This window comes from Alkalimarinus coralli (genome assembly GCF_023650515.1).
GTDB classification, from domain to species: domain Bacteria; phylum Pseudomonadota; class Gammaproteobacteria; order Pseudomonadales; family Oleiphilaceae; genus Alkalimarinus; species Alkalimarinus coralli.
This window is the reverse complement of record NZ_CP096016.1, coordinates 462,098-488,684: the sequence shown is the minus strand read 5'-3', so window position 1 is coordinate 488,684 and position 26,587 is coordinate 462,098. Positions and strand designations below refer to the sequence as shown.

At 46.9% G+C, this 26,587-nt stretch carries 28 protein-coding genes; 3 read left to right on the top strand and 25 right to left on the bottom strand.

The features are described from left to right. The gene (locus MY523_RS02110; RefSeq protein ID WP_250657163.1) at positions 1 to 705 is read left to right on the top strand and encodes a copper resistance protein B; all 705 of its coding nucleotides are present in this window, start codon (positions 1 to 3) and stop codon (positions 703 to 705) included. A gap of 47 nt (positions 706 to 752) precedes the next feature. Here the strand turns inward: MY523_RS02110 and MY523_RS02105 are convergent, their stop codons facing one another. From MY523_RS02105 to MY523_RS02005, 21 genes are all read right to left on the bottom strand, one after another. Further along, entirely contained in the window at positions 753 to 1,907 is a 1,155-nt protein-coding gene (locus MY523_RS02105) for a hypothetical protein (protein WP_250657162.1), read from the bottom strand. Beyond that, positions 1,900 to 4,404 (bottom strand): FtsX-like permease family protein, encoded by a 2,505-nt coding sequence (locus MY523_RS02100; RefSeq protein WP_250657161.1) that lies wholly within the window; start codon positions 4,402 to 4,404, stop codon positions 1,900 to 1,902. The genes MY523_RS02105 and MY523_RS02100 overlap by 8 nt, the downstream gene beginning before the upstream one ends. 3 nt (positions 4,405 to 4,407) lie before the next feature. Then, positions 4,408 to 5,091, bottom strand: a complete 684-nt coding sequence (locus MY523_RS02095) for an ABC transporter ATP-binding protein (RefSeq protein ID WP_250657160.1) — start codon at positions 5,089 to 5,091, stop codon at positions 4,408 to 4,410. A gap of 10 nt (positions 5,092 to 5,101) precedes the next feature. After that, positions 5,102 to 5,845: an outer membrane lipoprotein-sorting protein gene (locus MY523_RS02090; protein WP_250657159.1), complete on the bottom strand. Its 744-nt coding sequence runs from the start codon at positions 5,843 to 5,845 to the stop codon at positions 5,102 to 5,104. Positions 5,846 to 5,911: 66 nt separating this feature from the next. After that, positions 5,912 to 6,577 (bottom strand): DUF3047 domain-containing protein, encoded by a 666-nt coding sequence (locus MY523_RS02085; RefSeq protein ID WP_250657158.1) that lies wholly within the window; start codon positions 6,575 to 6,577, stop codon positions 5,912 to 5,914. A 41-nt stretch (positions 6,578 to 6,618) separates the two neighbouring features. Then, positions 6,619 to 7,173: a carboxymuconolactone decarboxylase family protein gene (locus tag MY523_RS02080; RefSeq protein ID WP_250657157.1), complete on the bottom strand. Its 555-nt coding sequence runs from the start codon at positions 7,171 to 7,173 to the stop codon at positions 6,619 to 6,621. Between the two features lie 44 nt (positions 7,174 to 7,217). Then, on the bottom strand, positions 7,218 to 7,727 hold the full coding sequence (locus MY523_RS02075; protein ID WP_250657156.1) for a c-type cytochrome: 510 nt from the start codon (positions 7,725 to 7,727) through the stop codon (positions 7,218 to 7,220). A gap of 11 nt (positions 7,728 to 7,738) precedes the next feature. Further along, complete coding sequence (locus MY523_RS02070; protein WP_250657155.1) at positions 7,739 to 8,110, bottom strand: cation transporter; 372 nt, start codon at positions 8,108 to 8,110, stop codon at positions 7,739 to 7,741. A gap of 46 nt (positions 8,111 to 8,156) precedes the next feature. Next, positions 8,157 to 8,627, bottom strand: a complete 471-nt coding sequence (locus tag MY523_RS02065; RefSeq protein WP_250657154.1) for a c-type cytochrome — start codon at positions 8,625 to 8,627, stop codon at positions 8,157 to 8,159. Continuing rightward, the gene (locus MY523_RS02060; protein WP_250657153.1) at positions 8,617 to 9,279 is read right to left on the bottom strand and encodes a methyltransferase family protein; all 663 of its coding nucleotides are present in this window, start codon (positions 9,277 to 9,279) and stop codon (positions 8,617 to 8,619) included. Before MY523_RS02060 ends, MY523_RS02065 begins: the two co-directional genes overlap by 11 nt. Then, complete coding sequence (locus MY523_RS02055; RefSeq protein WP_250657152.1) at positions 9,269 to 9,598, bottom strand: DUF2933 domain-containing protein; 330 nt, start codon at positions 9,596 to 9,598, stop codon at positions 9,269 to 9,271. The genes MY523_RS02060 and MY523_RS02055 overlap by 11 nt, the downstream gene beginning before the upstream one ends. 17 nt (positions 9,599 to 9,615) lie before the next feature. Continuing rightward, on the bottom strand, positions 9,616 to 9,978 hold the full coding sequence (locus MY523_RS02050; protein WP_250657151.1) for a cupredoxin domain-containing protein: 363 nt from the start codon (positions 9,976 to 9,978) through the stop codon (positions 9,616 to 9,618). 2 nt (positions 9,979 to 9,980) lie between these two features. Continuing rightward, the gene (locus tag MY523_RS02045) at positions 9,981 to 12,281 is read right to left on the bottom strand and encodes a heavy metal translocating P-type ATPase (protein ID WP_250657150.1); all 2,301 of its coding nucleotides are present in this window, start codon (positions 12,279 to 12,281) and stop codon (positions 9,981 to 9,983) included. Positions 12,282 to 12,381: 100 nt separating this feature from the next. After that, a complete protein-coding gene (locus tag MY523_RS02040; RefSeq protein WP_250657149.1) occupies positions 12,382 to 12,834 on the bottom strand; it encodes a MerR family transcriptional regulator in 453 nt (150 codons plus the stop codon). Positions 12,835 to 12,889: 55 nt separating this feature from the next. Then, entirely contained in the window at positions 12,890 to 13,471 is a 582-nt protein-coding gene (locus MY523_RS02035) for a cupredoxin domain-containing protein (RefSeq protein WP_250657148.1), read from the bottom strand. A 30-nt stretch (positions 13,472 to 13,501) separates the two neighbouring features. Next, on the bottom strand, positions 13,502 to 13,804 hold the full coding sequence (locus MY523_RS02030; protein WP_250657147.1) for a P-II family nitrogen regulator: 303 nt from the start codon (positions 13,802 to 13,804) through the stop codon (positions 13,502 to 13,504). Then, entirely contained in the window at positions 13,804 to 16,977 is a 3,174-nt protein-coding gene (locus tag MY523_RS02025; RefSeq protein ID WP_250657146.1) for an efflux RND transporter permease subunit, read from the bottom strand. Before MY523_RS02025 ends, MY523_RS02030 begins: the two co-directional genes overlap by 1 nt. Before the next feature lie 275 nt (positions 16,978 to 17,252). Beyond that, on the bottom strand, positions 17,253 to 17,651 hold the full coding sequence (locus tag MY523_RS02020) for a copper-binding protein (protein WP_250657145.1): 399 nt from the start codon (positions 17,649 to 17,651) through the stop codon (positions 17,253 to 17,255). A 22-nt stretch (positions 17,652 to 17,673) separates the two neighbouring features. Further along, positions 17,674 to 19,176: an efflux RND transporter periplasmic adaptor subunit gene (locus MY523_RS02015; RefSeq protein WP_250657144.1), complete on the bottom strand. Its 1,503-nt coding sequence runs from the start codon at positions 19,174 to 19,176 to the stop codon at positions 17,674 to 17,676. Further along, positions 19,176 to 20,603: a TolC family protein gene (locus MY523_RS02010; RefSeq protein ID WP_250657143.1), complete on the bottom strand. Its 1,428-nt coding sequence runs from the start codon at positions 20,601 to 20,603 to the stop codon at positions 19,176 to 19,178. Before MY523_RS02010 ends, MY523_RS02015 begins: the two co-directional genes overlap by 1 nt. Positions 20,604 to 20,774: 171 nt before the next feature. After that, positions 20,775 to 21,254: a hypothetical protein gene (locus tag MY523_RS02005; RefSeq protein WP_250657142.1), complete on the bottom strand. Its 480-nt coding sequence runs from the start codon at positions 21,252 to 21,254 to the stop codon at positions 20,775 to 20,777. A gap of 168 nt (positions 21,255 to 21,422) precedes the next feature. Between MY523_RS02005 and MY523_RS02000 the strand changes: the two genes are divergently transcribed. Further along, on the top strand, positions 21,423 to 22,052 hold the full coding sequence (locus tag MY523_RS02000) for a LysE family translocator (protein WP_250657141.1): 630 nt from the start codon (positions 21,423 to 21,425) through the stop codon (positions 22,050 to 22,052). Between the two features lie 131 nt (positions 22,053 to 22,183). On the opposite strand, the gene MY523_RS01995 is transcribed toward MY523_RS02000, so the two are convergent. The 4 genes from MY523_RS01995 to MY523_RS01980 all read right to left on the bottom strand — a co-directional run bounded on the left by MY523_RS01995 (position 22,184) and on the right by MY523_RS01980 (position 25,487). Further along, positions 22,184 to 23,083 carry a cation diffusion facilitator family transporter gene (locus MY523_RS01995; RefSeq protein ID WP_250657140.1) on the bottom strand — a complete coding sequence of 300 codons (900 nt, stop codon included), beginning with the start codon at positions 23,081 to 23,083 and terminating at the stop codon, positions 22,184 to 22,186. Between the two features lie 182 nt (positions 23,084 to 23,265). After that, entirely contained in the window at positions 23,266 to 23,667 is a 402-nt protein-coding gene (locus MY523_RS01990) for a hypothetical protein (RefSeq protein WP_250657139.1), read from the bottom strand. 341 nt (positions 23,668 to 24,008) lie between these two features. Next, positions 24,009 to 24,413 carry a PilZ domain-containing protein gene (locus MY523_RS01985; RefSeq protein WP_250657138.1) on the bottom strand — a complete coding sequence of 135 codons (405 nt, stop codon included), beginning with the start codon at positions 24,411 to 24,413 and terminating at the stop codon, positions 24,009 to 24,011. Between the two features lie 147 nt (positions 24,414 to 24,560). Continuing rightward, a complete protein-coding gene (locus MY523_RS01980; RefSeq protein WP_250657137.1) occupies positions 24,561 to 25,487 on the bottom strand; it encodes a DMT family transporter in 927 nt (308 codons plus the stop codon). 196 nt (positions 25,488 to 25,683) lie between these two features. Here MY523_RS01980 and MY523_RS01975 point away from each other — a divergent pair, with 196 nt between their 5' ends. Further along, entirely contained in the window at positions 25,684 to 26,556 is an 873-nt protein-coding gene (locus tag MY523_RS01975) for a helix-turn-helix transcriptional regulator (RefSeq protein ID WP_250657136.1), read from the top strand. Positions 26,557 to 26,587 lie beyond the last annotated feature (31 nt).

The window sequence follows — 26,587 nt, the reverse complement described above, 5'->3', positions numbered from 1 at the left end:
ATGATAAATGTAAAAACGCTCTTCCCTCTGTTTTTCTCACTTATTGTTTTGCCCGTTATCGCTGGAGTAAAAGATGACCCAGTGCTTGCCAAAATGATGGTTAATCAGCTTGAGATCAGGGACATTGGGGATGATAATATCACCGTCTGGGATGCCCAACTCTGGGCCGGGCAAGACCTGCAAAAGCTATGGTTAAAAAGTGAAGGCGAATATACAAACGGAGCAACAGAAGAGTCGGAACTACAAGTGCTTTATAGCCAGGCGGTTGCACCATACTGGGACGTTCAGTTCGGTTGGCGTGGAGATTTAAAACCCTCTCCCGATAGACATTGGCTGGCATTAGGGGTTCAGGGACTCACCCCCTATTATTTCGAAATAGATACGGCTCTTTTTGTGGGCAATCATGGACGAGTAGCCGCACGCATTGAAGCGGAGTACGAGCTACTATTCACTCAACAACTCATTCTTAGCCCAGAGCTGGAAATGAATTTTTTTTCCAAGGACGATGTTGAAACAGAAACTGGATCGGGTCTTTCGGATTTAGAAGCAGGCCTCCGGTTACGTTACGAAATACGTCGTGAAATTGCACCGTATATAGGTGTTAACTGGTCTAGAAAGGTGGGCAAGACAGCCGACTTTGCTCGCGATGAGGGAAACTCAGTTGATATCACGGAGATACTAATTGGCATCCGGGCATGGTTTTGATAGCAATGCTTGGGCCTCTGGTTTCTCTAATATTCCTTCTTCTGTGACTAAAAATAGTGTGTAAGCTCCATATAGTAAATATTGCTAAAAAAAGCATATTCGTCCTGAGCGCTACCAAAAAACAGTTGAGCTCCGCCCCCCACATAGAGATCTTCAAAGGCAGGAACGGCATAATTAAACGACGGATAGAGAAAGTGGCTATGGTCGTCCAGATTACTTATCCCATATAACGCAACAGTTATGAGGGGAGAGACCTCCTTCCCCACACTTCCGCCAAGATAGTTCCGCCCTAACCCCAATTTTTCTCCGTTGATGAGTAAACTAAAATCATATTTGGAGGGATCACTCTCCCCATCACCATTAAAATAGCCTTCCAATACAAGTCTTATCCCATCATCAGTGGTGTAATCAGCGCTTAATACCACTTCAACATACTCATCACTTGTGTCCGGGTCGCTGAAAACGATTTCGGACCGTAATCCAATCAACTGTGCTTGTCCTGCAAACCCCAATCCCAGTTTCTTCTCATCAACGAACTCCCCAGCCATAACTGACCAGTCCACAACATCAATATTACTTTTAAAGCGAATTGCGGCAGAAGCATCAGACGGTTTGTGCTGAGGGGCATAAGCAATACTCAACCGGCTTAAATCCTGAACATCATAGTCAAGCAGCATCGCATCAACACCCGTTCGCTCATCTCTTTCCAGCTGTAGAGGATTAAGCGGATTAAACCGGTCAAGAGGGTTCCAAATCAGCGCAGTGGCCCAGTTGATTTGCTGCCGCCCCACTCGCAAATCGGCTTTATCACCACTTAATCGAACCGTCCCCCGGTAGAGCTGGTGCGTCCCATAAACATCATTTTTGTCGATCGTATTCCCTTGCAAGTCCCAATACCTGGGGTCATCCCTCTCGGCAAACTGCCTGAATTGGATGGTATCAAGATAGCTGCCCAACTGGATTTCATTATCATAAACTAAGTCTACTTCCATCTTATCCCACCGCTCTGACAAGCCAAGCCTCAAGCGGTTGATGTCTAACCAATAGTCTTCTACAGGGCCAATAATCGTTTCACTGCCAATAAACAAGTTTTTGTAATACCCGTTAAGTTCAATTCCGTTGGTCGGTGTCGGCAGCAAAATCAAGAAACCTATTGTCAGAAACAGGCCGTTTACCGCGCCCCCGTATGCACGCCTAGGCATGACGAATGGCCTCAACCGGGTTCAGTCGCGATGCTTTGATGGCCGGATAAATGGATACCGTAACCCCGCATACAAACAGCAAGAGACTCGGCAACCAAATATGCTGAAGGATGAGTACCGGGTAAATAATATCGGTCATGCCCGGAATCGTCTGCATAGATTTACTTAAACCCGATAGGTCAATGCCGAAGTGGGCATAGTAAGCGGTTATTGCAGTGCCTAACATGGCTCCCACCACCATCCCCACCAGCCCCAGTACGATGGCCTCATACAAAACCAGTCGAATCACTTGGTGGCCTTCGGTACCCAGCGCCATCATCACGCCAAACTCTCGCGTCCGCTCTAATACCGACATCAGCATGGTATTCATTACGCCCATGGCAACGACGATAAACACCACCAATATCAGGTAAAAATCAATTTGGGTTAGGTCAACCATCTGAACCACAATGGGCATAACCTGCTCCCAGGGCAGCACTAATAACTTAGATCCATCAACCTGTTGGGCTAACTGCCGGGCGAATTCCTGACTAATAAAGCGGGATTGCAAACGAACAGCAACAACAGATGACTCCCCCGGTTTGAATGCCAATAAACGGTGAAGAGAGTCAAAGTTAACGAAGGCATAACCCCCATCAAATACTTCGCTGCCGGTATCAAAAACGCCACTCACAGTATAGGCGGCAGAGGCCAGGTCTCCCCCCGCCTGCTGAATGGTCACCACCACCTTATCGCCCACCTCAACGCTAAGTTCTTCAGCTATTTTTTGGCCGATCACCATACCTTCCGGTACCGCTGGATTAACATATTGCCCTTGTGACATTTGCTTGAACAAGGTCGTGACTTGCTTTTCTTTTGGCGCAACAATGCCACTCAATTCTACAGGCCAACTTTTTCTGGCACTGGCCAGCATGCCTTTTACGATGACCCTTGGCGCAACCGCTTTAACCTCGGCCGATTGTGCGACCTTTGCGACCAGAGAATCGGTATCGCCAATACGCAACGAAGGCGAATAGTCCTGGCGAAATTCAGAGGCAGACACTTGTAGATGGCCGCTCATTTGGCCGGTCGAGTTCTCGATCATCTGTTCAAAAAAGCCATCAGCAAAGGCGTAGAGAAACCAGTAAGCAGCAAGACCAAATGCTGTTGCACCCGCGGTTAGCATGGAACGTCTTGGATTACGAAACATCGATCGAAAGGCAATTTGCCAGAACACCCACTGGCTTTGACTGGGTTTATCGGTTCGACTACGCAGTCCTGTCCAGCCTTGAGGATGCAATCCTCGAATAGCGGTGACAGGCTGAAGTCTAGACGCCCGCCAGGCAGGATAGAGCGCCGGTAAAATAGCGACAATCAATACGACTGCATTTACCAACCAGACATGCCCCATATCGGTGACCGGATACACCATGCCAGACAACCCAGGCATGGTTTCCATGGCCTGGGTAAATTGCCCGAGATCCATCCCCGTCTCGGCTAAATACTGGTTAATGGCGACACCCAAAATGCTTCCCAAGGCAACCCCCAAGATTCCAAGCACGACTGACTCAGAGAGTACCAGCATGAGCACTTGATAACGTTGCGTGCCAAGCGCCATCATCACGCCAAATTCCCGGGTTCTTTCCATCACAGACATCAATATGGTGTTGGCAATTCCCGCGGTGACCACGGTAAAAACCACAAACAGAACCACATAGGCGACCGCCTCATGAAACTGCACCATTTGTAACAGGGAGGGCATCATCTCTTGCCAACTCAGTACCTCATATTGGTCAGCGAGTTGACCGCTAATAACCGCTGTTATCATGTCAACCTGGCTTCGATCTTCAAGCCTGATTGACCATGCGGATACCCTCCCCCATAAAGAAAATAACTCCTGCGCACCCGCCAATGAAATATAGGCCAGATTACGATCCATAATCTCAATGCCGGTATTAAAACTACCCACAACCCGAAAGCGATCTGCACCGATAGACCCATCTGCGGCTTGGGTTATCAGGACAATTTCATCACCAACGCCGGCGTTAAATGCCATTAATGCGTCATCACCTAATACCACTTCATTGGTGGCATCCGTTTGTAAGTATCGCCCCTCAATAATGGCCTGTTTTATTTGGGTGACTGACGGTTCGGCATCAGGCGAGACACCGGCCACCTGCATCATTCTGGACTTTTCACCCACACTGGCCAGCGCATAGCCTTCCAGCCGAGGCGAAAAACCGGCTATTCCCTTTTGCTGATCTAACAGCGAAGCAATCGGGCTCTGTTGGTCGATAGCAATATTGAGCTCTTTCGTATCGTGATAACCCAAACGATGAATTTTGATATGACCACTCACGTATCCGGTGCTGTTGTCAATCATTTGCGAGTTAATACCGTCTATAAACCCCCAAACAAATATAAGCGAGGCGCAACCCACAATAACAGATGAAAGCGTAATCAAGGTGCGGCGACGATTCTTTAGCAAATTACGAAGCGTGAGCCATAAAATACGCATCAACTATCTCCTTTCCTCAGAGTCAACTCGACCATCTTTTAGTCGAATCACTCTTTTGGCTCGCTCCATCACCATTGGGTCATGTGTTGAGAAGAGAAACGTGGTGCCGTGATGTTCATTCAGATCCCTCATTAGATCCAACAGACTCGCGCCGGTTTTAGAATCCAGATTTGCCGTGGGTTCATCCGCTAAAATAATGGAAGGTTGTGTCACCATCGCTCTTGCCACTGCTACTCTTTGCTGTTGACCGCCTGACAATTCGCTTGGCCGACGATTGGCCATCGACTCCAAACCGACTTCGTGCAATATCGCTTCTGCACGCTTACGGCGTTCGCTGCCTGAAATTCCCTGTAGCAACATGACATATTCAACATTTTCCAGTGCGGTCAATACCGAGATCAGGTTGTACTCCTGGAAGATAAATCCGAGTTTCCATAAACGTAATTTCGTTAATGCCGTACAACTAAGGTCACTCAGCAACTGCCCGCCAATGCGTATTTCTCCTGAGGTAGGAGTATCCAGCGCCCCGATATGATTAAGCAACGTTGTTTTACCTGACCCCGAAGGCCCTACCATGACAGTAAACTCCCCCGCATCAATGTTCAAAGTAACATCCTGAAGAGCATGCACTTTAATCGAATTCTGCTGGTAGGTTTTGGTTAGGTCATGGGTTTCGACGATGCTCATGAGGCCTCCTCTATTTTGGATTGCGAAGGTTACGAAGACTGAACAACTCATCATCCAAAGGATCGTCAAAGGACAGTTGTTTTACCACAATTTCAGTAAACTGGTCGGTTTTGTCTTGCGGCACCATGCGCCAACGGGTCGGTATTTTTCGCCCGCCCATTACACGAACATCACTGTAGTTCATTACTTTAACGATCTGCCCTCGCTCATCAAAAAAGGACTGTTGCAAGGGTATAAAGTCACTATAAATCAGGAATTCGAGTTTGCCCCAAACCACTGGCGCATCCGGTTTTGGAATTGATGTGATGCGGTAAACCGTTTTTCCATCCTGAGTAAATGACTCTGATATTTCATGGTTATAATCATTTTCCAGACTGCTCTCTTTAACCAGATCATCGTTACTAAAATCAGAGCCCATCCAGGGCTGCAGCATCATCGAAGGAGGAATTTTAATCGTGCGATCAATCTTGGGAATGTAGTTCCACATTTCGCCACCGATCCGCAGCGACCCAACACCTTTTTCCTTTTTCGGTGAGTGAATTCTTATGAATGTTTTGTTCGGTCGGTCCAGCCAGGCCTCTAGCTCAAGTTGGCGTTGCCAGTATTGCGTTTTAATCGACATGGTAAAGATGCCGTGGCTCTTCTTACTCCACATCAACGTTTCCATACCGGTAATCAGAGCTCGCGCGTTTTCCGTCGCCTGGGCACTAGAAACGAGCAGCCAAAAAATTATTAAGCATAAGGCGTTGAGCATCTACTATCACTCCCTTTTATAAAATTATGATCCATGATTCCAAGCCGACCGCCGGGAAAGCCACCACTACTCCTTAGAAAAGTAGATATCGCCGTAATATACCGTTGCCCGGGTATTTGAGTTATCAGTATCGGTCATGATGGCCACGCCGTCGATCAAGCGTACCTCTTCTCCAAATTCGTGTTTAAACGCGTCATAAACATTACGCTTTTCGCTATACCAAGTGCCCACCTGATCGTCCGCCGTTCTCACGGCAACCATCCGGTTATTGTCCGGCGCAAAGGCATTTGGCCAACGTTCGCCTTTCTTCGACCGACTAGACCATACATAATTCAGTGCTTTGGTATTCCAAAAAAACAACCCGCCAGAAACCATCACATAGAGTCTGGCGACATAATCATCACCGGCTTTTTGGCTTTCATCCATCGGAGCGAGTTTATTTTCAATTCTCCAGCGCCAGTTCAGATAAGGGTATTTTTGGATATCAACGGTCACCTCTTTAAAAAGACCTGAGGCTGAGTCATTACTAACGGATTTTAAAACGATTTGGTCATCAATTTTAGTAAAGAAATAGGCGGTTTTATTATCAAATACCTTCTCTTCCCACCCGGTTAATTCACTCGAAGAGAACCGACCAATAACAATATGATCTTTTTGTAGCTGCTCTTTAGACAGAGCCGTGCCGGGAACCAGCAAAAAACATATAAAAAGATAAGCGACCGTTTGGCTCATGTTTGGAAACCCCGTTAAAGAGAGAGACGCCAGAAGCGCCCTCACCCTTTTAGTTTGCAAAACCCCTGCGGCGGTACACCCAATGCAGCATTAAACTTGCTCGACATATTTTGGAACGCAATCAGCCCGGTTAATTCAATAATTCCATCATCTGAAAAGTGCTGGGCTAACCACTCCCGGTCCTCTGATTCAACCTGTCGGTCTGAAAAGGTCACAATCTCGGCATAGTTTAAAGCGGATTTTTCACGGTCAGTAAACAAATCACAGTCTCTAAAGTGCGCCAGGCTAGCAAGCTTTTCTTCACTGTTGCCACGCCTTAAAACCATCATGGAGTTAATGTCGACACAAAACTCACACCAGTTAATTTGAGAGACGCGCACGGTAACGAGCGATCTTAAAGAGGGTTCAATGGGCGTGTTTTTACGATCTAATGCACCATATAAAAGCGCAAGCGCAGCAAACACTTTAGGCGTTCTTCCCCAAAGTTTGGCAGGTTCCAGGACCTGGCCATAACGTCGTTTCTGGTTCCAGAAAAACAGTTTTACGTACCAGGGATAACTGATATGGTTTTCACCCTCTTTAGGTTCCATGTTCATTACGGTTTCCCCCTTATAAATGTTAGTCACAGATGCACCATTAGCTAATGATTCCCGTCATTATGACTGCCCAACAAATAGTGAACTAACTCGTCCAGATCCTGTTCCGACATTTTCCACCTTGGCATAAGGTCATCCAATTGCTCTCCTGCAGGGTTAACCCCATCACTGATTGCGCGTTTCAATGAAGCAGCATCATAAACCTCGTGGCTATGCCCCGTATCCTCATGATCACCCAATAATGCTGATTGCGTCAGTGAAGGCGCGGTGACCCAGAACCAGGGCCACATTCGCGCCCCCCCCTCCCGATCCGCTCCATGGCAGGTAACACAGCTACCACCGTGCATCTGCATATGATGGTGCCCACTCACGGCACTGATAGTTCTACCTGAGCTAGACTGACCAGTAAAATAAATACGTTCACCTACACTACTGAACGTTGATTTGACGGAGCTATTCGTCATATTAGAATGCATTGAGTCGGAACACCCTGCGATAAAAACAGCGCTGACAATCCCTGCAATCCCTACAGCACTTGAAACCCGAAGCGTCATAGAACCCTCTTCTACTGATGTCTGTTCTTATTCTTTACTGGACTGGAATGACAAGACCACGCCTCGTGTTTTACATTAGCCTTAATATTGTCATCCGTGTACTCGTACCAGCTTTTTTTGGTTTGGGTCCACCAGTCATCTGCGGTATGAATAAAGTGCTGATCAAGGATATTTTCTATATCCTCCAGACTCTTATACGACGCATCATAGGCCACCGTAATCGTATGTTTACCTTTATCAAGGTGAACCTCATCTATTCCCATTAACTGATCGATATCTTTTTCGATCTGTTGCCATGGGATATCACCTTCGCCCTCTAATTTGAGATGACGCTTTACTAAATACGTTTTATCAACACTGGCTTTATGTTCGTTCCCACTCATGACTATAATCTCCTGCAAGTATCCTATTCAGAAAAGTCTTAACGACTTATTGCGGCTGATTTCTTTGCAACCAGCGGCTATAAATATCGTCATTCCAATAGCTTTGGAAATAGGCAATGACCGCCATCTTTTCGTCGTCTTTCAGTACCTCTTTAAACGGCGGCATTTTTCCCCCCACTTGAATGCCACCACCATTAATCGTTTTCAATAACACCGGTAATGGATGATGCCAGGCATGGGCAGAACCATTAAGTGGTGGCGGTGGATAGCTGCCATCTTCCAGTGGCTGCGTCCATTTAAAGGTGCCGCGCGCATTCGGGTTATGGCAACTGATACAATTTGCGTCATAGACAGATTTGCCTAACGACACTTGTTGTTCAGAGTACCAACGACCCGTTATATCATTAGGCGTTAAGCTAGAGGACGGTGCTTGCTCTGAACAGGCTGTCGTTAAAAAACTAAACGCTATTAACATCGCTATTGACCAACCTGCTTTAAATACGGGTCTAGACATCATAGGTTCCTTTTTTCTTGGCTAGATTTGAGAACGATGGAATAAACCGCGGTGTATGTTTGGCGTATTCACGGTATTCATCACCAAACTCCTGAAGCGCCATATGCTCTTCACGTAACGCAAGCCTAAGATAAACCACCACTAAAATGGGAAACATCACCACAGTCGGCAGAGTGGGCCACTGCAACAAAAAACCAAACATAATCATTATAAACGCGAGATACTGTGGATGCCGACACTTTGCATACCACCCGGTTTTAGCCAATGTGAATGATTGCTGTGCGCGATGGAGTACATTCCAGGCGCTGGATAATAAAAAGAACCCCAGTACGATCACCACATTGCTCAAAATATGGAGCGGATCAAAATGAGGGTTGCCTTCAAAGCCCAAAATAGTATGGAGTAAATGGCCATTGTCATGGCTCAAGAAGTCGATTTCCGGGTATTTTTCTGTTAACCAACCAGATAAAAAATAGATTGTGAGAGGGAATCCGTACATTTCGGTAAACAGCGCCACCACAAAGGCTGAAAACGCCCCTAAACTGCGCCAATCCAATTTTGTTTTTGGCTTTACAAAGCTAAACGCAAAAAAGATAAAAATGGCGGAGTTGAGTACCACTAACATCCACAGTCCGTAACCACTCTCACCGTGCATGATTATCGTCCTTAGTATCTGGTTGATCTTTTTTCTCGTTCAGCGCATCGTCATAACCGCGCCTGTAGTCATCCATATCGACATTCTCTTTTAAATGAGCATTCTCGTGCCCGCCCTGTTTTTCGTGCGCATGCTTTCCGTGCCCGTGCCCCCCGTGCATAAACAGATGCATGAGCGGGCAAAGCAACAAGATCAAAAAAGGCAAAAAATCAACTAGGTGTTGGCGATGCTCCATTAACAGAAAATAGCTCACGGCACCAATAAGGCCCAACGCCCCTATCCCCTTTGGAGTGAACCAGAAAGATGATTTTGAAGACATTTTTAAATCCTCCTTATTCAAGCTTTATCGGTGACAATCAACTCACCTCGATACATTTGCATCTGGCAAGTGAAGCTATAGCTTCCAGCCGTTAATGCCGGTAGCTGAATAGCCTTTCGCTTGTTGAGAGGCAACTCTTCACTAATATCAAGGTCGGAGAAAACCACCGTACCGGCACAAGGAGAGGCTTCCTTCCGCAAGAAGTTAATCGACACGGGCTGGCCAGCGGGTACGCTCAAACGCGCAGGCTGATAGACCCCGCTTTCTAAGGTAACCAGTAACTCCCCTGCGTCTGAACTCACTTCAGCCGGTTTATAGAGCCAAAACCACCAAACAATACCGACGATTAGCAGGATTCCAAAAATATTTATAATTAACATAATCAGTGCTCCTTAGCTTTGAATAAGCGCAGTCGATTGGCGTTAGTAACCACCGTAACAGAGGAGAATGCCATGGCAGCACCTGCTATAACGGGACTCAGCAGCAGGCCAAAGAATGGATATAAAACGCCTGCCGCAAAAGGGACACCAGCCGCGTTGTAGACGAATGCTCCAAACAGATTCTGTTTTATATTGCGCAAGGTCGCCTTACTCACCGCGATGGCATCGGCCAGACCATGAAGTGAACCGCGCATTAGTGTGATATCAGCACTCTCGATTGCAACATCAGTACCGGTGCCGATAGCAAAACCGACATTGGCTAACGCCAAGGCAGGTGCATCATTAATGCCATCACCGGTCATACCGACTATTTCACCTTGCATTTGAAGCTCTGCGACTTTGTTTGATTTTTCTTCCGGTAATACTTCTGCAAAAAATTCAGTGATACCCACTTTGTCGGCGACTGCCTTGGCTGTCGCTCTATTGTCTCCTGTCAGCATCACCACTCTTATGCCATTTTTTTGCAGACGCTTAATAGCATCTATAGAGTCCTCTTTGATGGGGTCTGCTACTGCGATCACAGCGGCCAGTTGTCCGTCCACGGCAAAATACATCGGCGTTTGCGCGTCAGCGGCCATATTTTGTGCAACCTCAATAGCATCGCTTAACGCAATATTTCGGTCACGCATCAACTTCTCATTGCCAAACAACAAGGCTTTACCGTCGACAACCCCTTCAACGCCATGCCCTGCAATCGCTTTAAACCTATCAACAGGCAGTGGACTCAAATCACGCTCTTGGGCAGACTCAACAATAGAAACGGCTAAAGGGTGTTCTGATCCAGCCTCCAGACTAGCAGCCATTAGCAGCACGCTGTTTTCGTCGACGGCATTAACCAGGTGAACTTGGGTTACCTTCGGAGATCCCAAGGTGATAGTGCCGGTTTTATCCAGAATCATCGCGGTGATTTTAGACGCCGTTTGCAACGCTTCACCATTACGGATCAATACACCGGCTTCCGCCGCCTTACCCACCCCTACCATCACCGACATGGGAGTAGCCAGGCCCAGCGCACATGGGCAGGCAATAATCAGAACTGTCGTTGCAGAAACAATAGCGAACCCAACCGCTGGTTCTGGCCCAAAATTCATCCAAACAAGTGCGCTGATAACGGCAATAATCATAACCACCGGTACAAAGTAAGCAGAAATAACATCCGCTAACCGTCCAATAGGTGGCTTTGAATTCTGAGCACGCTTGACCATGCTGATAATTTTCGCCAGCGCAGTATCTTTACCGACTCGCGTTGCTTTAAATATCACCGAACCCGTTTTATTCAGTGTGCCGGCAACGACTTCATCGGATGCTTTCTTCTCCACCGGCATCGGTTCCCCGGTAAGCATTGATTCATCTACTGAGGTATGTCCTTCAACGACGATGCCATCAACCGAAATACTTTCGCCTGGCCTAACACGTACAAGGTCATCTAACAGGACTTGTTCTATGGGGATATCAATCTCTTTACCGTCACGGACGACTCTGGCCGTCTTAGATTGCAGGCCGATGAGTCTCTTGATTGCCTGAGAGGTTCGTCCTCTCGCCTTAAGCTCTAGCGCCAACCCCAGGTTGATCAAGCCAATAATCATGGCGGTCGCTTCGAAGTAAACGTGGCGCGCCATTTCCGGTACGGCTGAGGGGAAAAAAACAACGGCCATGGAGTATAGCCATGCGGTGCCTGTTCCAAGCGCAATCAATGTATCCATGTTGGCGCTATGATTCCAAAACGATTTCCAGGCGCCGATATAAAAGTGTCTACCTGAAAAGTACATAACACCCGCCGTAAGCAACCCAACAATCAACCAGGCTATACGCTCAGCAGTGGTAGAAACCGTCATTTCACCGATGATAAGGCTATACGCCATAAGTGGCACACCCAGCATCAGCGCGATCGTCATTTCTCGCATGAGTCGCTTGTAGTAGGCCAAATCTGCTGCTTCTTTTTCGTCAAGCAGCTCATCCTCTGAATTGCCCTCACGGCTCTTTGCAGTGTATCCAGCAGCTTCAACTGCCTTTAGTAGTCGATCTTCCTTTACCGCGCCACTGACCGTTACAGTCCGCTGGGCAAAGTTCATTGTCGCATCTACCACGCCAGGCACGGCCTTTAACGCGGCCTCAATTTTTCCGACACAACTCGCGCAACTTGCCCCTTCAATAAGAAATTCTTGTGTCGTTTGTTCATCACTGGTGCGATCATGTTTATCGCAGTGACTATTTACCGGTTCTTTGTGTGAAACATGATCCATAGTCGTTACCCCATGTAATGGCTACTTAATTTACCGAACTCTGTGCTGAGCTTAGCCCTGTGTCCAAGACACAAGTCAACAATCCGGTTTGGGGATCTCTTTACGGAGTAAGGCTTGATACTTTTTGTAGTGAAGCCTCACCAAGTTCTATTTCTTCCCACATCTCTATTAAAGAGCAGACCGAATCTCCAGTGGGCTCTCCATCAGGCATTGTTTCCCAGGTAGCGGCCGCTCGTTTCAGGCGCTGATAAAGCTGCTGAAGCTCTTCAATCGACTGTTGTGCGTCATTAAGACGTTTTTTAACAACCTCTCTAACTCGACAGCAGGGCGAGTTACCTGTTGAGGACATATTGATAATTTCTTGAATCTCGACAATCGAAAACCCGAGGTGGCGAGACTTGATAATAAAGTGCAAACGTTTCTCATCCGCCGTGTTGTAATTTTTATACCCGTTTTCCCTCTCCTTTGATGGAGTCAGCAACCCAATTCTCGTGTAGTAACGTACGGTATCAGACGTCACTCCCGCTCTTTTAGACAGCTCGTTAACACGCATGTCAAACCTCCCCCAATTGTGCCCCCTAGCTCAATTTCGAAGGGGGCATTCAACGTTATTCGTCTTCTATATTTACAGAGCTATGCATCCCCGCCTGATAATGCCCCGGAATATTGCATGCCGCCTCAATCTGCCAGGCATTTTCGAACGTCCAGATTAGCGTTTCCGTTTCACCCGGCTGAACCGTAATCGCATTTCCTCCTGGCCCGTGATGCATTGTTGGGTTCGCCATCATCATTTGGCCGTGTTCCATATGCTCATCTTTGGTACCGATCGCAAATTCATGAGGAATGGCACCTTTGTTAGTGACAACGAATTTTATCGTCTCTCCATCCTGGATATTAAAAGGCTCGTGGGTGAATCGCATGGAGTCATCTGCGGTGACGATTATGGTTCTAGAGACGCTACTTTCTTCGCCTGGCTTTCCGGCCAAAGAGTCCATTGAATGTGCATGGCCTTCCATACCTTCACTATTCATCATTTGCTCATGGTGTGAGCTACTGTCCATATGATTCGATGGTTTAGCCTGAGTGTCATGCCCCGCACCATGACCATGGACAGCCGATCCTGCTCCAGCATTTACAGTGCCTGATGAGATCAAAGCGATACCAGCTGCAATTGTTAGAATTTTTTTCATAATTATTCTCCAATATAAATAGATAATACGTTATAAGTCTTTAATAGAGACCATTTCAGTTAATGGAGTGACACCTATCATTCCGTCATCTTCCGACCCTGTTTGACAGGCCTTTTTTATCGAGTTTTTCACCAATTCAAGCTGATCTTCTTTTATGACCAGCTCAAATTTGGCGACTTCATCAGACCAGTCACTCGCATAGAAGTTAGGATTACAGCCATACCCTCGTACCTTAAGAAAATGCATACAAGATAGCTCGACCTGCTTTAGTTCTTCTTCCAGTACCTTTTCTTTATCGATGGGAACCAAAATCATCACTCGCAAATAACTCATTATTGTTCTCCCGCTGCAGGTTTGCTCTCTTCAGAGTTTAATGAAGGTTTGTTTTTTTCTAGACCCATTTGTTTCCAAATTGTGTAAATAGCCGGAATGACTAAGAGAGTCAGCAATACAGTGCTGATCATCCCCCCAATCATCGGGCCGGCTATGCGTTGCATCACCTCTGACCCAGTGCCACTGCCAATCATGATCGGCACCAAACCAATCACAATCGCAAAAACTGTCATCATAATAGGCCGTACCCGGAGCCCTGCCCCTTCCATAACGGCTTGGCGTACATCTTCCCGAGTCAGCAAACGACTATCCCGGGCGGCATCTGCTCTCAGCTTTTCATAAGACTGATTAAGGTAAACCAGCATCAACACGCCAATTTCTACCGCAACTCCAGCCAGCGCGATAAAGCCAACGGCAACGGCAATCGACATGTTGTAATCTTGCAGATACATCAGCCATAACCCACCAATCACAGCAAACGGTAGTGTCCCCATAATAATGAGCACTTCAACCACATTTCTGAAGTTGATATACAGCAGCAACATAATAATCGCTAAAGTGAGCGGCACGACCACTGATAATCGCTCTTGCGCTCTCACCATATATTCATACTGACCAGACCACGCGATGGAGTAACCCGCAGGCACATCAACGCGTTCAGCCACGACTTTTTGGGCTTCTTCTACGTAAGAGCCCAGATCACGACCATCAATATCAACCAGCGTCCAACCATTAAGGCGTGCATTTTCACTCTTAATAGCGGGTGGCCCGTTTGCGACGTAGACACTGGCTACATCTGCCAGCGCGATGCGCTCTTTTGCCGGGGTCACAATAGGCAGCAGTTTTAGCTGTTCTTCGGAGTCTCGATACGATTGGGGGTAACGAATATTGACCGGGTAACGCTCAAGCCCCTCCACCGTTTCAGTAACATTCATGCCGCCGATCGCAGTACGAACCACACTTTGGATATCAGCGACATTGAGGCCAAAGCGGGCCGCCCTGTCACGATCAATATCGACATTCACGTAGCGACCACCTGCCACGCGCTCTGAGTAGACTGACGCAGTGCCCGCTACTTCGGGCAGTATCTCTTCCAGGCGTTTACCAATTTTCTCGATTTCACCTAAATCAGGCCCTGAAACTTTAATGCCTACCGGGGTTTTAATGCCGGTTGACAGCATATCGATACGGGTTTTAATCGGCATCACCCAGGCATTGGTTAATCCGGGGAATTTAACCAAGCCGTCTAGCTCTTTTTTGATTGATTCTATGGTGACCCCAGGCCGCCATTGATCTTTCGGTTTAAACTGAATAACCGTCTCGATCATCGTCAGGGGCGCGGGGTCTGTCGCAGTATCGGCTCGCCCAATTTTGCCGAAAACAGTCTCAACCTCAGGCAGGGTTTTAATGAGTTTATCAGTCTGCTGAAGAATCTCTCTCGCTTTACCCACTGACACACCCGCGTAGGTGGTAGGCATATACATCAGGTCGCCTTCATCCAACGGGGGCATAAATTCGCTACCTAGCTTAGTTGCAGGCCATAGGCCAACTCCCAGCACCACCAACGACAGTAACAGAACGGATTTTGGGAACCTCAGTACACCCTTAATCACCGGACGATAAAGCGCGATCATTAACCGGTTAAGCGGGTTCTTATGCTCTGGTGTCACCTTGCCGCGAATAAAATACCCCATTAACACCGGCACCAAAGTAATAGAGAGCATTGCAGCGGCGGCCATGGCAAAGGTCTTGGTATAGGCCAGCGGTGCAAACAACTTGCCCTCTTGTGCTTCAAGGGTGAACACCGGCAAGAAACTCATGGTGATAATAAGCAACGAGAAAAATAGTGGTGGGCCGACTTCACTGGCCGCCTGGCCGATCACACGCCAACGGTTTTCATCAGTGAGTTTGGTTTTCTCAATATGCTTGTGGACGTTCTCGATCATCACAATCGCACCGTCCACCATGGCACCAATAGCAATCGCTATGCCGCCCAACGACATAATATTGGCATTCAACCCTTGCTGATACATTACGATAAACGCCGCTAAAATCCCCATTGGCAGGCTGATAATAATCACCAGGGATGAACGAATATGAAAAAGAAACAACATGCATATCAGCGTGACAACAATGAACTCTTCGAGTAACTTTTCATACAAGTTATCAATTGCTCGGCTGATTAAACTGGAACGGTCATAGGTAGTAATAATCTCAACGCCCTCAGGTAAGCCTGCTTTGAGTTTTTCCAGTTTATCTTTAACCCCATCAATGGTGGTTTGCGCATTTTCGCCAAAGCGCATCACCACGACACCACCTACAACTTCGCCTTCACCATTCAGTTCGGCGATCCCCCGCCTCATTTGTGGCCCCAGGTTGATATCCGCAACATCGCGTAATAACAGAGGAACGCCATTTTGGTTGACCCCTAATGGCACTTTTTCAAGATCATCAATACTCTGTAGATAACCTGATACGCGCACCATATATTCGGCTTCGGCCATCTCCACCACTGACGCGCCGGTCTCTTGATTCGCTTTTTGAATGGCGTTGCGAATATGTGAAAGCGGAATGCTATAAGCCCTGAGACGGTTAGGGTCTACATCCACCTGATACTGTTTAACCATGCCGCCAATGGTGGCCACTTCGGATACACCAGGCACTGTTTGCAGTTCAAATTTTAGAAACCAGTCTTGGATGCTGCGAAGCTGCGCAAGGTCATTGTTTCCGCTTCGATCTACCAGCGCGTAGGAGTATATCCAGCCAACGCCCGTGGCATCTGGCCCCAATTGAGGTTTAGCGGCCGCAGGCAGTTCTCCCGCCACTTGGTTGAGATACTCCAACACCCGGGATCGCGCCCAATAGAGGTCTGTGCCATCTTCAAATATCACGTAGACATACGAGTCACCAAAGAACGAATACCCCCTGACCGTCAACGCTCCGGGTACTGACAACATTGCCGTGGTCAGCGGATAGGTCACCTGATCTTCAACCACCTGGGGTGCCTGCCCCGGATAGCTGGTTTTAATAATGACCTGCACATCAGACAGGTCGGGCAACGCATCGACGGGGGTATTGCGAACGGTAAAAATCCCAAGCCCCAAAAGAACAGCTGTTGCCAGTATCACAAAAAAGCGATTGGCGATTGACCATCGAATAACAGCAGCAATCATTATTTACTCCAAAGAAACACATTCAGCAGCTCGAACTTTCAGTCATTCCTGCGTAGGCAGGAATCCATTTGATCTATCAGGGCTGGATCCCCGCATTCGCGAGGATGACAACATCCCCCTACCGTCATTCCTGCGTAGGCAGGAATCCATTTGATCTATCAGGGCTGGATCCCCGCATTCGCGAGGATGACAACATCCCCCTACCGTCATTCCTGCGTAGGCAGGAATCCATTTTGACCTTTTAGTCATAGGGCACCCTCAAGTGCTCAATAGCACTACTTAACGTCGATCTGCTTAATCACATAGCTGTTGTCTTTATTAACCTGAAGCTTGAAGGTCACTTCCTGCCCCGGTTTTAGTTCACCAAGATTAACCTCTTGGGCGGTTCTAAAATTCATGCGCATCTTTGGCCAATCCAACTCGGCAATCGGCTCATGAACAATGTTGACCATCTTGCGGTCAGCCATCACTTTATTGATACGGCCAGTGCCCATGACCTCTCGCATATGCTGACCCATCTCTGCCTGATTCATCATCTGGCCTTTCTCGTTCATATGGTTTTTATTGTGCCCACGGTTAGCGTCAGCCCATCCGGCTGCTGGCAATAACATGGCGCTGAAAATCAATGTTGCGATCACACGGTTAGACGAAGTGCGGTTTAGTAAGTTTTTCATTGTGTTCTCCTAAAGGTGTTTTCTATTTGCTTTTTACGTGTTTAATCGTGGTAATCAGGTAGTCCCAATCACCTTGCTTTTTAAGCTCAAACTCAATCAACTGACCGGATTGAAATGGTTTTAAATCAATATCGCTGGCGACTTCAAAGTCCATTCTCATCGTAGGCCAGTCAAGCGCTTTAATCGGGTCATGAGTGATGGTTAGCATTGCCATATCAGCCATCACTTGTTCTATTTTCCCTGTCGCTTTGAAGGTATTCTTCTCGAGTGCATCAGCCTTGCCGTTGTTTGCTTCACGGGACTCCATACGCGCGATCTCGGCATCAATATTGGATTCAGAGTCAATCAGGAACTGGGCCGATGTAACCACCACATCACGTTCTTTCAACCCTGATAATATTTGCACGCGGCCATCGGACTCGATGCCGGTTTCAACCAATACCGATTTAAATTTCCCGTCCCCGATTGACGTGACAACACGGTTATATCGTCCCCCTTTAATCAAGGCTTCTCTGGGGATACTCAAGGCCTCGTCTGACACGGGCGCAAACAAGGTTAAATCGGCGTACATATTGGGCTTAAGTGCTAACTCTGGGTTATCCACACGAATACGCACTCGCAGTGTTCTTGTTTTGCTATCTAACACCGGATACAGATAATCGACTTCACCACGCCACTCCCGGCCAGGCAGTGCCTCTGTGCGCATTTCAACTTTTTGGCCCGCTTTTACCCAGCTTGACTGTCGCTCAAACACCTCTGCAATCACCCATACAGAGGCCAGAGAACCAATCGACATCACTTCGGTTGCGGGCTTAATAAACATGCCCTCCCGAACATTTAAATCTTTTACAAAACCATTGCGGTCAGCGGTAACCTTAATCCGCTGATCAACGACTTTGCGCTTCTCAAGCCGTTGCACCTGCTGACTCGATAAGCCCAGCGAAATCAAGCGTGAGCGCGACGCTTTTTTAAGAGTTTTATTGCCACTGCGCAGTACCGCCAAATACTCTTCCTGGGCGTTAACTAGTGCTGGTGAGTAAAGCTCATAGAGCGTCTGCCCTTTTGACACCGCGTCGCCAGCGCTGTTGACATTCAACACCTCAATCCAGCCCTCTACCCGGCTATGAATGTGCGAGAGCTTATCCTCATCAAAACCAATATAACCGACGGTATTTATCGGCAGGTCTATCGGCCCTTTGGTGACGACTTCTGACCGCACGCCAAGGTTATTGATAACCATCGGCGATATCTTTACCGTGCCTTCATCTCCACCTTGAGCATTTTCTTCATAAACCGGCACCAGATCCATTCCCATGGGTGACAGGCCTGGCTTGTCGCGGCGATAGTTTTTGTCCATAGGTGCCACCCAGTACAGAGGCTTCTTTTCAGCGCTGCTGTTTACGGTTTCACCTTCAGGGTGCGCACCTAAAAATGGCAATGAACTATCACTCAGTACAAATTTCTGGAGGGCCACGCCGACCCCTAACGCCATCGCGATTGCGAATAAAACTCCAACGCTCTTCATTATTCAGCCTCTCCTGCTAAAGACCCAAAGGAACTCAGGGTTAACTCGGGCGTCTCGATTAAAAAATAGAACTGTAAATCTGAAATTAATTGCAGCCTTGTCACCACCAACCGTTCATAATCAAGTCGGTCACGTTGTTCACTAATAAAGGCTCTCATCACCTCTGCAAAATCGGCTGCATTGGCTTGGTAAGCATTGAGCGATGACTCAGCCTGAAGTCGTGCCTTGTCCAGAATCTGCTCATTAAACAGCGCTATTTGTTCCTCCGTCTGCCCTAAACGACTAAGTGTCGTCTGCACATCACCAACCATTTCAGTGAGCTTGTCTTGATAGGCATTCTGTTGAGCCTCTTTACGAAAAACCGCACTCTGCACCGACTTATCCTGTCGGCTATTGGTAAACAGCGGCATCGATACATTGACCATGGCACTCACAAAATCAGACCGATCTGAGCCATCATTGTTTTGGCCATCCCGGTAGCCATAGTTCAGCTCCACGCCCCATGCCGGGCGGTATTGCTGCTTTGATATCTGAATATCATGACTGGCCACATCGACCTGGCGTTGCAGACTCAACAACATGGGGTGGGCTTTCAACTGTTCAAATAGCTGCTGCCTGTTTACAACGCCGTATCGTTGAGCACCGCTATCGTTCAGTTGATGAGCTATTCCGCTGGGCGGCACCATCTTCGGAGCACGCTCTGGCCATGCTTCGATAGACGCCACATCACCAATCCAGCGGGATAACTGGGCTCGTTGTGCCTCCCCCTGCCTTTTGGCCTTAATGATCTTTTCTCTCAACCGGCTCAATTCAAGCTCTGCTCTCAGCACATCTTTTTGCTGAACATTTCCAACGCTATAAAGCGAGTGCGTCACCTCTAATAACTGCTTGCAAAGCGCTTCATCTTCTTCAATCAGTTTTTTTGCGCGCTCCCAATACAGCACTTCAAGCCAAAGGTTTCTGGTTTTTCGAGTCACCGTTAAATAGCGTGTTTGCGCAACACGTTCGAAAGAAGATGCTTGAGAGTTAAGTTTGAGTTCTTTAAGTGACAGGGTGTCACCCTGCGGGAACATCTGCCGGATACCCACCTTAAATTGGGTCATCGGCTCCTGATCAAACTTAAACGTATCGGTTGGCAGGTTTTGCGCACCAACCACCAACACCGGGTCTGGCAACTGGCTTTGCGAAGCGGCGTCTGCCTTGGACGAGTATGAGCGATTCAGTGTTTGAGCAATACCCAAATCACTCTTTATTGCTATCTTTTGCGCCTCTTCCATGGTAAGGGTAGCGTGGCCAAGAGGCGCAAATCCTATGCTAGTTGAGACAAACAGCAGCGCACCCAACGCGCCAGAATATAGACCACCTAAAAGGCCTTCTTCTCGAACCGGTGAGAGCCCTTTTAAGGACGTAGCCATACTTACAGTCATAAGTAATGTCTCGATTAATCAATGTTATACGATGCCTAAGAAAGGCAATTTAAAAAACAGAGTGGGTTCTGCCCCCAAATTACAGGCGAACCAAATGGTAAGCAGACGATTCAGTGAGGCGCTGGAATAGCGTTCAGCCAATACCAACCGAACCCGCTTAAGAGAAGAGGCTTAATTCAAAAAGGTGCAGTTAAAAACGTGATTTCTGGGGTAGTTATAAAGAGGCGGAGGCTCTCGATAGTAAGGCGAGTGACTAAGGCTATTCCTTAGCGATACGACCAACCAGCAGAGGGGGAAAAACAATAAAAACACGATAGACGAAAAGAAGGAGTTAGAGAGATAGCTCTCTTGCTCGTCGCAGCAATCGGCACTCGCCATATTACTGTTTGACAAATGATGATGCGCTTGGTCAACATCTGCCTGAGACGAGGACATTCCGTGAGAGTCACCATGATGGTGCCCTTCCATTGCGGTAGGCATGACCATCATACTGGACACTACATCACTAAAGCTTAGCGTACTCTCGTTTGACGCCCCTGCACTATTGCCCATCAGCCCAGCACAAAGCACCATGCTTTGGCACAGCAACCAGAGTAGAACCAACGGGCCTACAATGTGGCGACTTATTTTGCGGACTTCGGCTAATGACATCAGTAATGATTCATCAAATAGTTTTAGGCAGTTGGAGCAAATATAAACCTAGGTCTTACTCCCAGGTCAAGATTTTTTTAGTATGCTTTACCCGGTATCACAAACATATTACGGTGCTGTATTCATATTTCCGCACCTTCGCCTTATTTTTTATAGTAGAGAACCCTTTTGAGTTACTTGTCGCTTTCAGTCCTTGCGGTTTTCATCCCCACGTTCTTTTTCGTGTCCGTCACGCCAGGCATGTGCATGACGCTTGCCCTGACTATGGGTATGCGGTTTGGTCTGCGTAAAACCCTCTGGATGATGCTCGGTGAGTTGGTGGGCGTCGGTTTAGTGGCATCTCTTTCTGCCATCGGCGTTGCAGCGCTGATGCTGACCTACCCTGCGCTGTTCATGGTATTAAAATATGGCGGGGGTGCGTATCTTATCTATCTTGGTATTCAGATGTGGCAGTCCAAGGGAAAGATGGCGCTGAATATTAATGATGATAGCCAAATGGTCATGAGTAAAAAGTCATTTATCATACAGGGTTTTATAACTGCGATTGCCAACCCTAAAGGGTGGGCATTTTTTGTCGCCTTACTGCCTCCTTTTTTGAACTATTCACAGCCGTTGGCTGTGCAACTGGTGCAGTTGATATTTCTAATTTTGGTACTCGAATTTATCTGCCTGCTCATTTACGCCGGGGGTGGCAAGTCACTTCGCTCATTTATGATGAAATCAGGTAACCTGGAGCACTTGAACCGCATAGCAGGTACGCTGTTAATTGGCGTAGGGGTATGGCTGGCATCCAGTTAGGTATTAATACTGATCATCGATAACCGTGTTATTTGTTTTGGAGCGGATAACTACCCGTAACCATCTGTATTCGGACATTTACATTTTGGACATCGAATAATACAGGGTTCTCTTGCGCACCATCGAAACAATTAAAGCCATAGAGGTTGTTGTGTGAACGTGATGTTTATCCAATGCTGTTTTTTCATTTTGCTTACCACTATCGCTATTCTGCTTCGTATAGCGTCCATCTCCTCAACACTCAACAATCTATTCTCTTCTAATAAAAAGTTCACTTCGATATTTAACTCTCGCCCAATAGAAACCATACGCAGTTTATACTTGGCATTATATTCGTTCGCGATGTCAGCGGCTTCGTTTTCAACAGGTTTCATAGATTGATCATTCACCTGATAAAAAATCATCTCCCTTGCCGCGCCAATAAAGCTTTTAAGAGGCAGAAAAATAAATATTCCTGAAGCCATTACAACCATTCCGGGGTCGGCATAAGGAACAATCCAGTTATAGCGACCATCTTGAAGCATATAGGTCGCTGAGAATCCGATTAGAACACCTAAACTCAAGAGAAAATCACCTAACCACTCATTTTTTTCGACCGTCAGTAAGTTTGACTCAATAAGTTTGTTGTTTCGTTGAATAAAAAGCATGACAGCCAAGCAACCAAGCGTACTGATCAGTGCGTAGATAACCGCAGGACCAGGTGCAACTGAGCGTCCTCCAGCCAACAAAACTGAAAATGAATTAATCGCCGAGAATGAACACATACCTATTAGAGAAAGGGATTTAAAAACAATAAGCAATGGTTCAAAATGCGCTTTCCCGAATGGGTAACGAGAATCCTCTGTGGCACCTTTATCTTGAATTTGCTTTAGAACGACCAGGGAGAGAAAACTTAAACCAACACTGATTAATGAGTACAGTCCATCGAATATAATCATACTGGAGTCAATCGCAACGCCCCAGACAACGCCCAGCAATGCAAACAACGTGGTAACCCCAATAGACACCAACAAAATATTTCTTTCAGTCACACTCACTCCTGAGCCAAATCTGGGTTTTGTTCACTACTCAAACATATCACATATGTTGAGATCCAATAAAACCGTTGCCCCCCTTTATCTCAAAACCACTTCAACCCCTACACATACCCTGGATCGACTCCGCGGTATTCCTGCCCCAAACATATGCATGGAGAGCCTTTATTTGCTTACTATTAATATGGCTTGATTTTGGCGATCTCTTCTTTCAACCGCCTTTTGTACTCATCCTGATCTTCGATGTCACTTAACGCTTCATAGATTTTCTGCAAGTTATACCGGTAATCTTTGAGTTTGGATGCATCATCCTTGGTAAAAAAGGCATAGGCGTACATTGAATACCCAAAGACACACAGTAAAGGCAGTAACAGCAGCGATAACGTATGAAGAGGAAAGACCACTAGCCATTTAAGCAAACCGGCCAGCGTAGTTTTTGACTCTACCGGGATCAAAAGCCCTTTGGGCCAGGCCGATAGATTACCACGAAAACAGCCCCAGGCTTCTGCCCTGCTTAGTTTCACAGGTTTAAACATTGCGCCGACATCATATATTTTGCCGTTATCCAGTTTCAGCCTCATATCGACTTAAATCTCACAATAGGTGAACGAGTTAATAAAAAACGAGTGTCACAGTAACGAAGGACGTTAACAACTATATCGATTTTAGCTGATACTGGCATTAAAAGTTTACATAGAAAGCTTCAACGCACGTTATTGAATTCAATGGTTCACAAGACTATGCACCCTTGTAGCCTTGATGCAGCGAAGCGGAATCAGGGTTTGGGTTGGCAATCCACCATTAACTCTCCTTGATTCCAGTCGTCCCTCCTTTCATCACGGCTACAAATAGGCTCTCCCAGTAAAAATCGCCAGAATGACTGTGCTATCTATTAATGAATTAGGAACTATACTGCAAAGCGTTATGCGGTTTTTTGTGAGATTTTTGCAGAAAGCGCTTCCTGCTTAGCCAGAAAACTTTCAATTCGCATCATATTCAGGGTTGTTCCATTATCTGGGTTTTCTACAACCTTTTTGTCGAACTCAATTCCGTACTCATAAAACCCGACCAGCTTGTTAACTCTAACGACTCTGGCAGAGATTTGTTCTACGTTGATTGTTCCCATATCCAGCTCGAGCGTCAGAGATAGCGTAATTCGGTCATCGGGCTTATAAACACGATTCGTCTTTAAACACATGCCAAAAAGCGAAAAGTCTTTTGGTCGAGCCTCTTCCCATATGCTTTTTAATAAGCCTTTCGATACTCTTATAGATGAGGTTAAATTCGCTGTTGGCATTCTTTTTCTGGCGCGAAGATCATTTTTCAAAAGGAGGTCCCTCATTGTCAGTGAGTGACCAGTTTACTGTTAAGAATTTCTCTATTCTGTTATCCCGTTGGCTATTTTTAATAAAAGAATTAGTAAGATACTTGCATAATAGAGTTTAAAGCACCTTACTTTTAAGTGCTTGATCCATCAGGGTAACTTGATTTGCCGACTCGCTATTACCGTGGCCTCTCTCTTGCTGCTGCCCCAGTTAATTATCCCGTTGCCAACCATCGTCAACGCTAAACCAATAAAGCTGCTGACCTGCCACTGATAACCTTCAAACCAGCTGGATAACAGCAATGCCACAACGGGAAACATCACCGTAGCATAAGCAGCCTTGTTAGCCCCCAAGCGGGCAACCAGAGTCAGATAGGTGGTAAACCCGATAATTGAGCCAAATATACTGAGATAAAACAGCGCGCCCAGGTATTGTGGCCGCATATCAATCACCAGGGGCTGCGAAGTAAGAACCAATACACACGCCAATATGAGTGCGCCATAAGCCATACCATAGGCATTGGTAGTGATCGGTTTAATGCCTTTGAGACTATGGCGTTTTGAGATCATATTGCCAAGAGAGAACAGGTAAGTCCCGGTAACTGCTAACGCCAGCCCTTTAAGGGTGTCTACCGAGAACCAGTGCCCAGGTTGTTGCCCGCCTAACTCTGGCAAAAACAACAGCAACAATCCGGTGCTGCCCACCGCGCCAGCTATTAAAACACGTTGGGGAATGGCTTCTTTCCATAACAAGCGGTTATTCGCAGCGTTAAACAGTGTCGCTAATGAAAAAACTACCGCAACCAGACCGCTGCTGATGAATAGAGTCGCGTTGTAAAAACAGATGAAATTAAACGAGAACAGACAAGCCCCTTGCAGCACCATAAATATATGGTCTGTGCGATTAGTCTTTTGTAACCTCCCGGATAACCACATTAGAGGCAGCAATACCGCCGCAGCCAACAGGAAGCGGTAAAAGACCGAAACATTGACCGGCACATCACCTAACTGAAAGTAGATAGCCAGCCACGTGGTTCCCCAGATCAACACCGTAATAATATATAAAGAAGCGCTCATCTATACCTCCATAGTGTCGTTTGAACCATCGTAATGATTGCTGCAGAGTACAATGCAGCGCGATCAGGGTATTGCACAATATTGCGGTTATTGGCTCTTGGCAGATTGAGCCCGATGCAAACAACGGTTAATCTAATGGAGTCTGTTTACCGCATGCCAACGCCCAACAAGAGATTTGCCAAGAGGAGGACAACAGATGCTAATTCCAGAATCCGTTTTCGATACTCTAAACAAGTCCAATGCCTTGTTACTTGCCGAACACAGGATTAACAAGCACTTTAAAACAGCGCATTGGTCAAACGCGGTAGATCGAGTAACGTACAACGCAGACCACGTTCATACACTGAGCTTTTATCTGCAAGGCGGAGAAGGCTCTCGTCGTATAGATGAAGATAGAGGCACCGGTCATGCGGGCAGTTTGTGCATTTTGCCCCAGCATAACCAGTCAAAATGGGAAATTAGCGCCCCCATCGGTTTTGCTCATTTGTACTTTTCAGATGAGTCTATCAAGCAGTTTGCGGCAGCAACATTGGACATAGACCCTAGAACCGTAGTCGTGCCCGAGTTGACATTTCATGATGATACTGCCCTGGTTGCCCTCGTGAAGCAGTTGTTTCTCATGCCAGAGTCACGGGTTCGAGACCACTCAGACTCTCTAGGCCAGGAACAGATTATTCAACTCATTTTTGAACACCTGCTGTCAGATAGACGTTATTGCCTCAACCACCCCGTAAAGCTAACAGGCGGCTTAAGCCCGGTTATTGCCCGGCGCGTAAAAGAGTATATTCAGCAACACTCCAATCGCGCGCTTCACCTTAGTGAGCTGGCTGAAATAGCAGGTCTAAGCGACTACCATTTTTTAAGGATGTTCAAAGAGTCCACCGGGTTTACCCCCAGTGATTACGTGACACACATTCGAATCGAAAAATCCAAACAGGCGCTCAGCGGCCAGCAACCACTGGCACAGGTTGCCCTGGACTCTGGCTTCAGTAACCAGAGCCACTTTACCAGAACATTTAAAAAGTGGGTGGGTATGACCCCTGGCGCCTTTCGTTCTGCTTGTAACTAAGCATTCGCATAAAGTTGCTTAACCAGCTTGG

Excerpts from the sequence above, each read along its gene's own strand:
- MY523_RS02090 (WP_250657159.1), bottom strand. The coding sequence starts at position 5,845 with ATGCTCAACGCCTTATGCTTAATAATTTTTTGGCTGCTCGTTTCTAGT.
- MY523_RS02110 (WP_250657163.1), top strand. The coding sequence starts at position 1 with ATGATAAATGTAAAAACGCTCTTCCCTCTGTTTTTCTCACTTATTGTT.
- MY523_RS02020 (WP_250657145.1), bottom strand. The coding sequence starts at position 17,651 with ATGAAAAACTTACTAAACCGCACTTCGTCTAACCGTGTGATCGCAACA.
- MY523_RS02080 (WP_250657157.1), bottom strand. The coding sequence starts at position 7,173 with ATGAACATGGAACCTAAAGAGGGTGAAAACCATATCAGTTATCCCTGG.
- MY523_RS02045 (WP_250657150.1), bottom strand. The coding sequence starts at position 12,281 with ATGGATCATGTTTCACACAAAGAACCGGTAAATAGTCACTGCGATAAA.
- MY523_RS01975 (WP_250657136.1), top strand. The coding sequence starts at position 25,684 with ATGCTAATTCCAGAATCCGTTTTCGATACTCTAAACAAGTCCAATGCC.
- MY523_RS02040 (WP_250657149.1), bottom strand. The coding sequence starts at position 12,834 with ATGCGTGTTAACGAGCTGTCTAAAAGAGCGGGAGTGACGTCTGATACC.
- MY523_RS02100 (WP_250657161.1), bottom strand. The coding sequence starts at position 4,404 with ATGCGTATTTTATGGCTCACGCTTCGTAATTTGCTAAAGAATCGTCGC.
- MY523_RS02005 (WP_250657142.1), bottom strand. The coding sequence starts at position 21,254 with ATGTCATTAGCCGAAGTCCGCAAAATAAGTCGCCACATTGTAGGCCCG.
- MY523_RS02025 (WP_250657146.1), bottom strand. The coding sequence starts at position 16,977 with ATGATTGCTGCTGTTATTCGATGGTCAATCGCCAATCGCTTTTTTGTG.
- MY523_RS02030 (WP_250657147.1), bottom strand. The coding sequence starts at position 13,804 with ATGAGTTATTTGCGAGTGATGATTTTGGTTCCCATCGATAAAGAAAAG.
- MY523_RS02085 (WP_250657158.1), bottom strand. The coding sequence starts at position 6,577 with ATGAGCCAAACGGTCGCTTATCTTTTTATATGTTTTTTGCTGGTTCCC.
- MY523_RS02095 (WP_250657160.1), bottom strand. The coding sequence starts at position 5,091 with ATGAGCATCGTCGAAACCCATGACCTAACCAAAACCTACCAGCAGAAT.
- MY523_RS02010 (WP_250657143.1), bottom strand. The coding sequence starts at position 20,603 with ATGACTGTAAGTATGGCTACGTCCTTAAAAGGGCTCTCACCGGTTCGA.
- MY523_RS01990 (WP_250657139.1), bottom strand. The coding sequence starts at position 23,667 with ATGAGGCTGAAACTGGATAACGGCAAAATATATGATGTCGGCGCAATG.
- MY523_RS02075 (WP_250657156.1), bottom strand. The coding sequence starts at position 7,727 with ATGACGCTTCGGGTTTCAAGTGCTGTAGGGATTGCAGGGATTGTCAGC.
- MY523_RS02035 (WP_250657148.1), bottom strand. The coding sequence starts at position 13,471 with ATGAAAAAAATTCTAACAATTGCAGCTGGTATCGCTTTGATCTCATCA.
- MY523_RS02105 (WP_250657162.1), bottom strand. The coding sequence starts at position 1,907 with ATGCCTAGGCGTGCATACGGGGGCGCGGTAAACGGCCTGTTTCTGACA.
- MY523_RS02070 (WP_250657155.1), bottom strand. The coding sequence starts at position 8,110 with ATGAGTGGGAACGAACATAAAGCCAGTGTTGATAAAACGTATTTAGTA.
- MY523_RS02015 (WP_250657144.1), bottom strand. The coding sequence starts at position 19,176 with ATGAAGAGCGTTGGAGTTTTATTCGCAATCGCGATGGCGTTAGGGGTC.
- MY523_RS02055 (WP_250657152.1), bottom strand. The coding sequence starts at position 9,598 with ATGTCTTCAAAATCATCTTTCTGGTTCACTCCAAAGGGGATAGGGGCG.
- MY523_RS02060 (WP_250657153.1), bottom strand. The coding sequence starts at position 9,279 with ATGCACGGTGAGAGTGGTTACGGACTGTGGATGTTAGTGGTACTCAAC.
- MY523_RS02065 (WP_250657154.1), bottom strand. The coding sequence starts at position 8,627 with ATGATGTCTAGACCCGTATTTAAAGCAGGTTGGTCAATAGCGATGTTA.
- MY523_RS02050 (WP_250657151.1), bottom strand. The coding sequence starts at position 9,978 with ATGTTAATTATAAATATTTTTGGAATCCTGCTAATCGTCGGTATTGTT.
- MY523_RS01980 (WP_250657137.1), bottom strand. The coding sequence starts at position 25,487 with ATGAGCGCTTCTTTATATATTATTACGGTGTTGATCTGGGGAACCACG.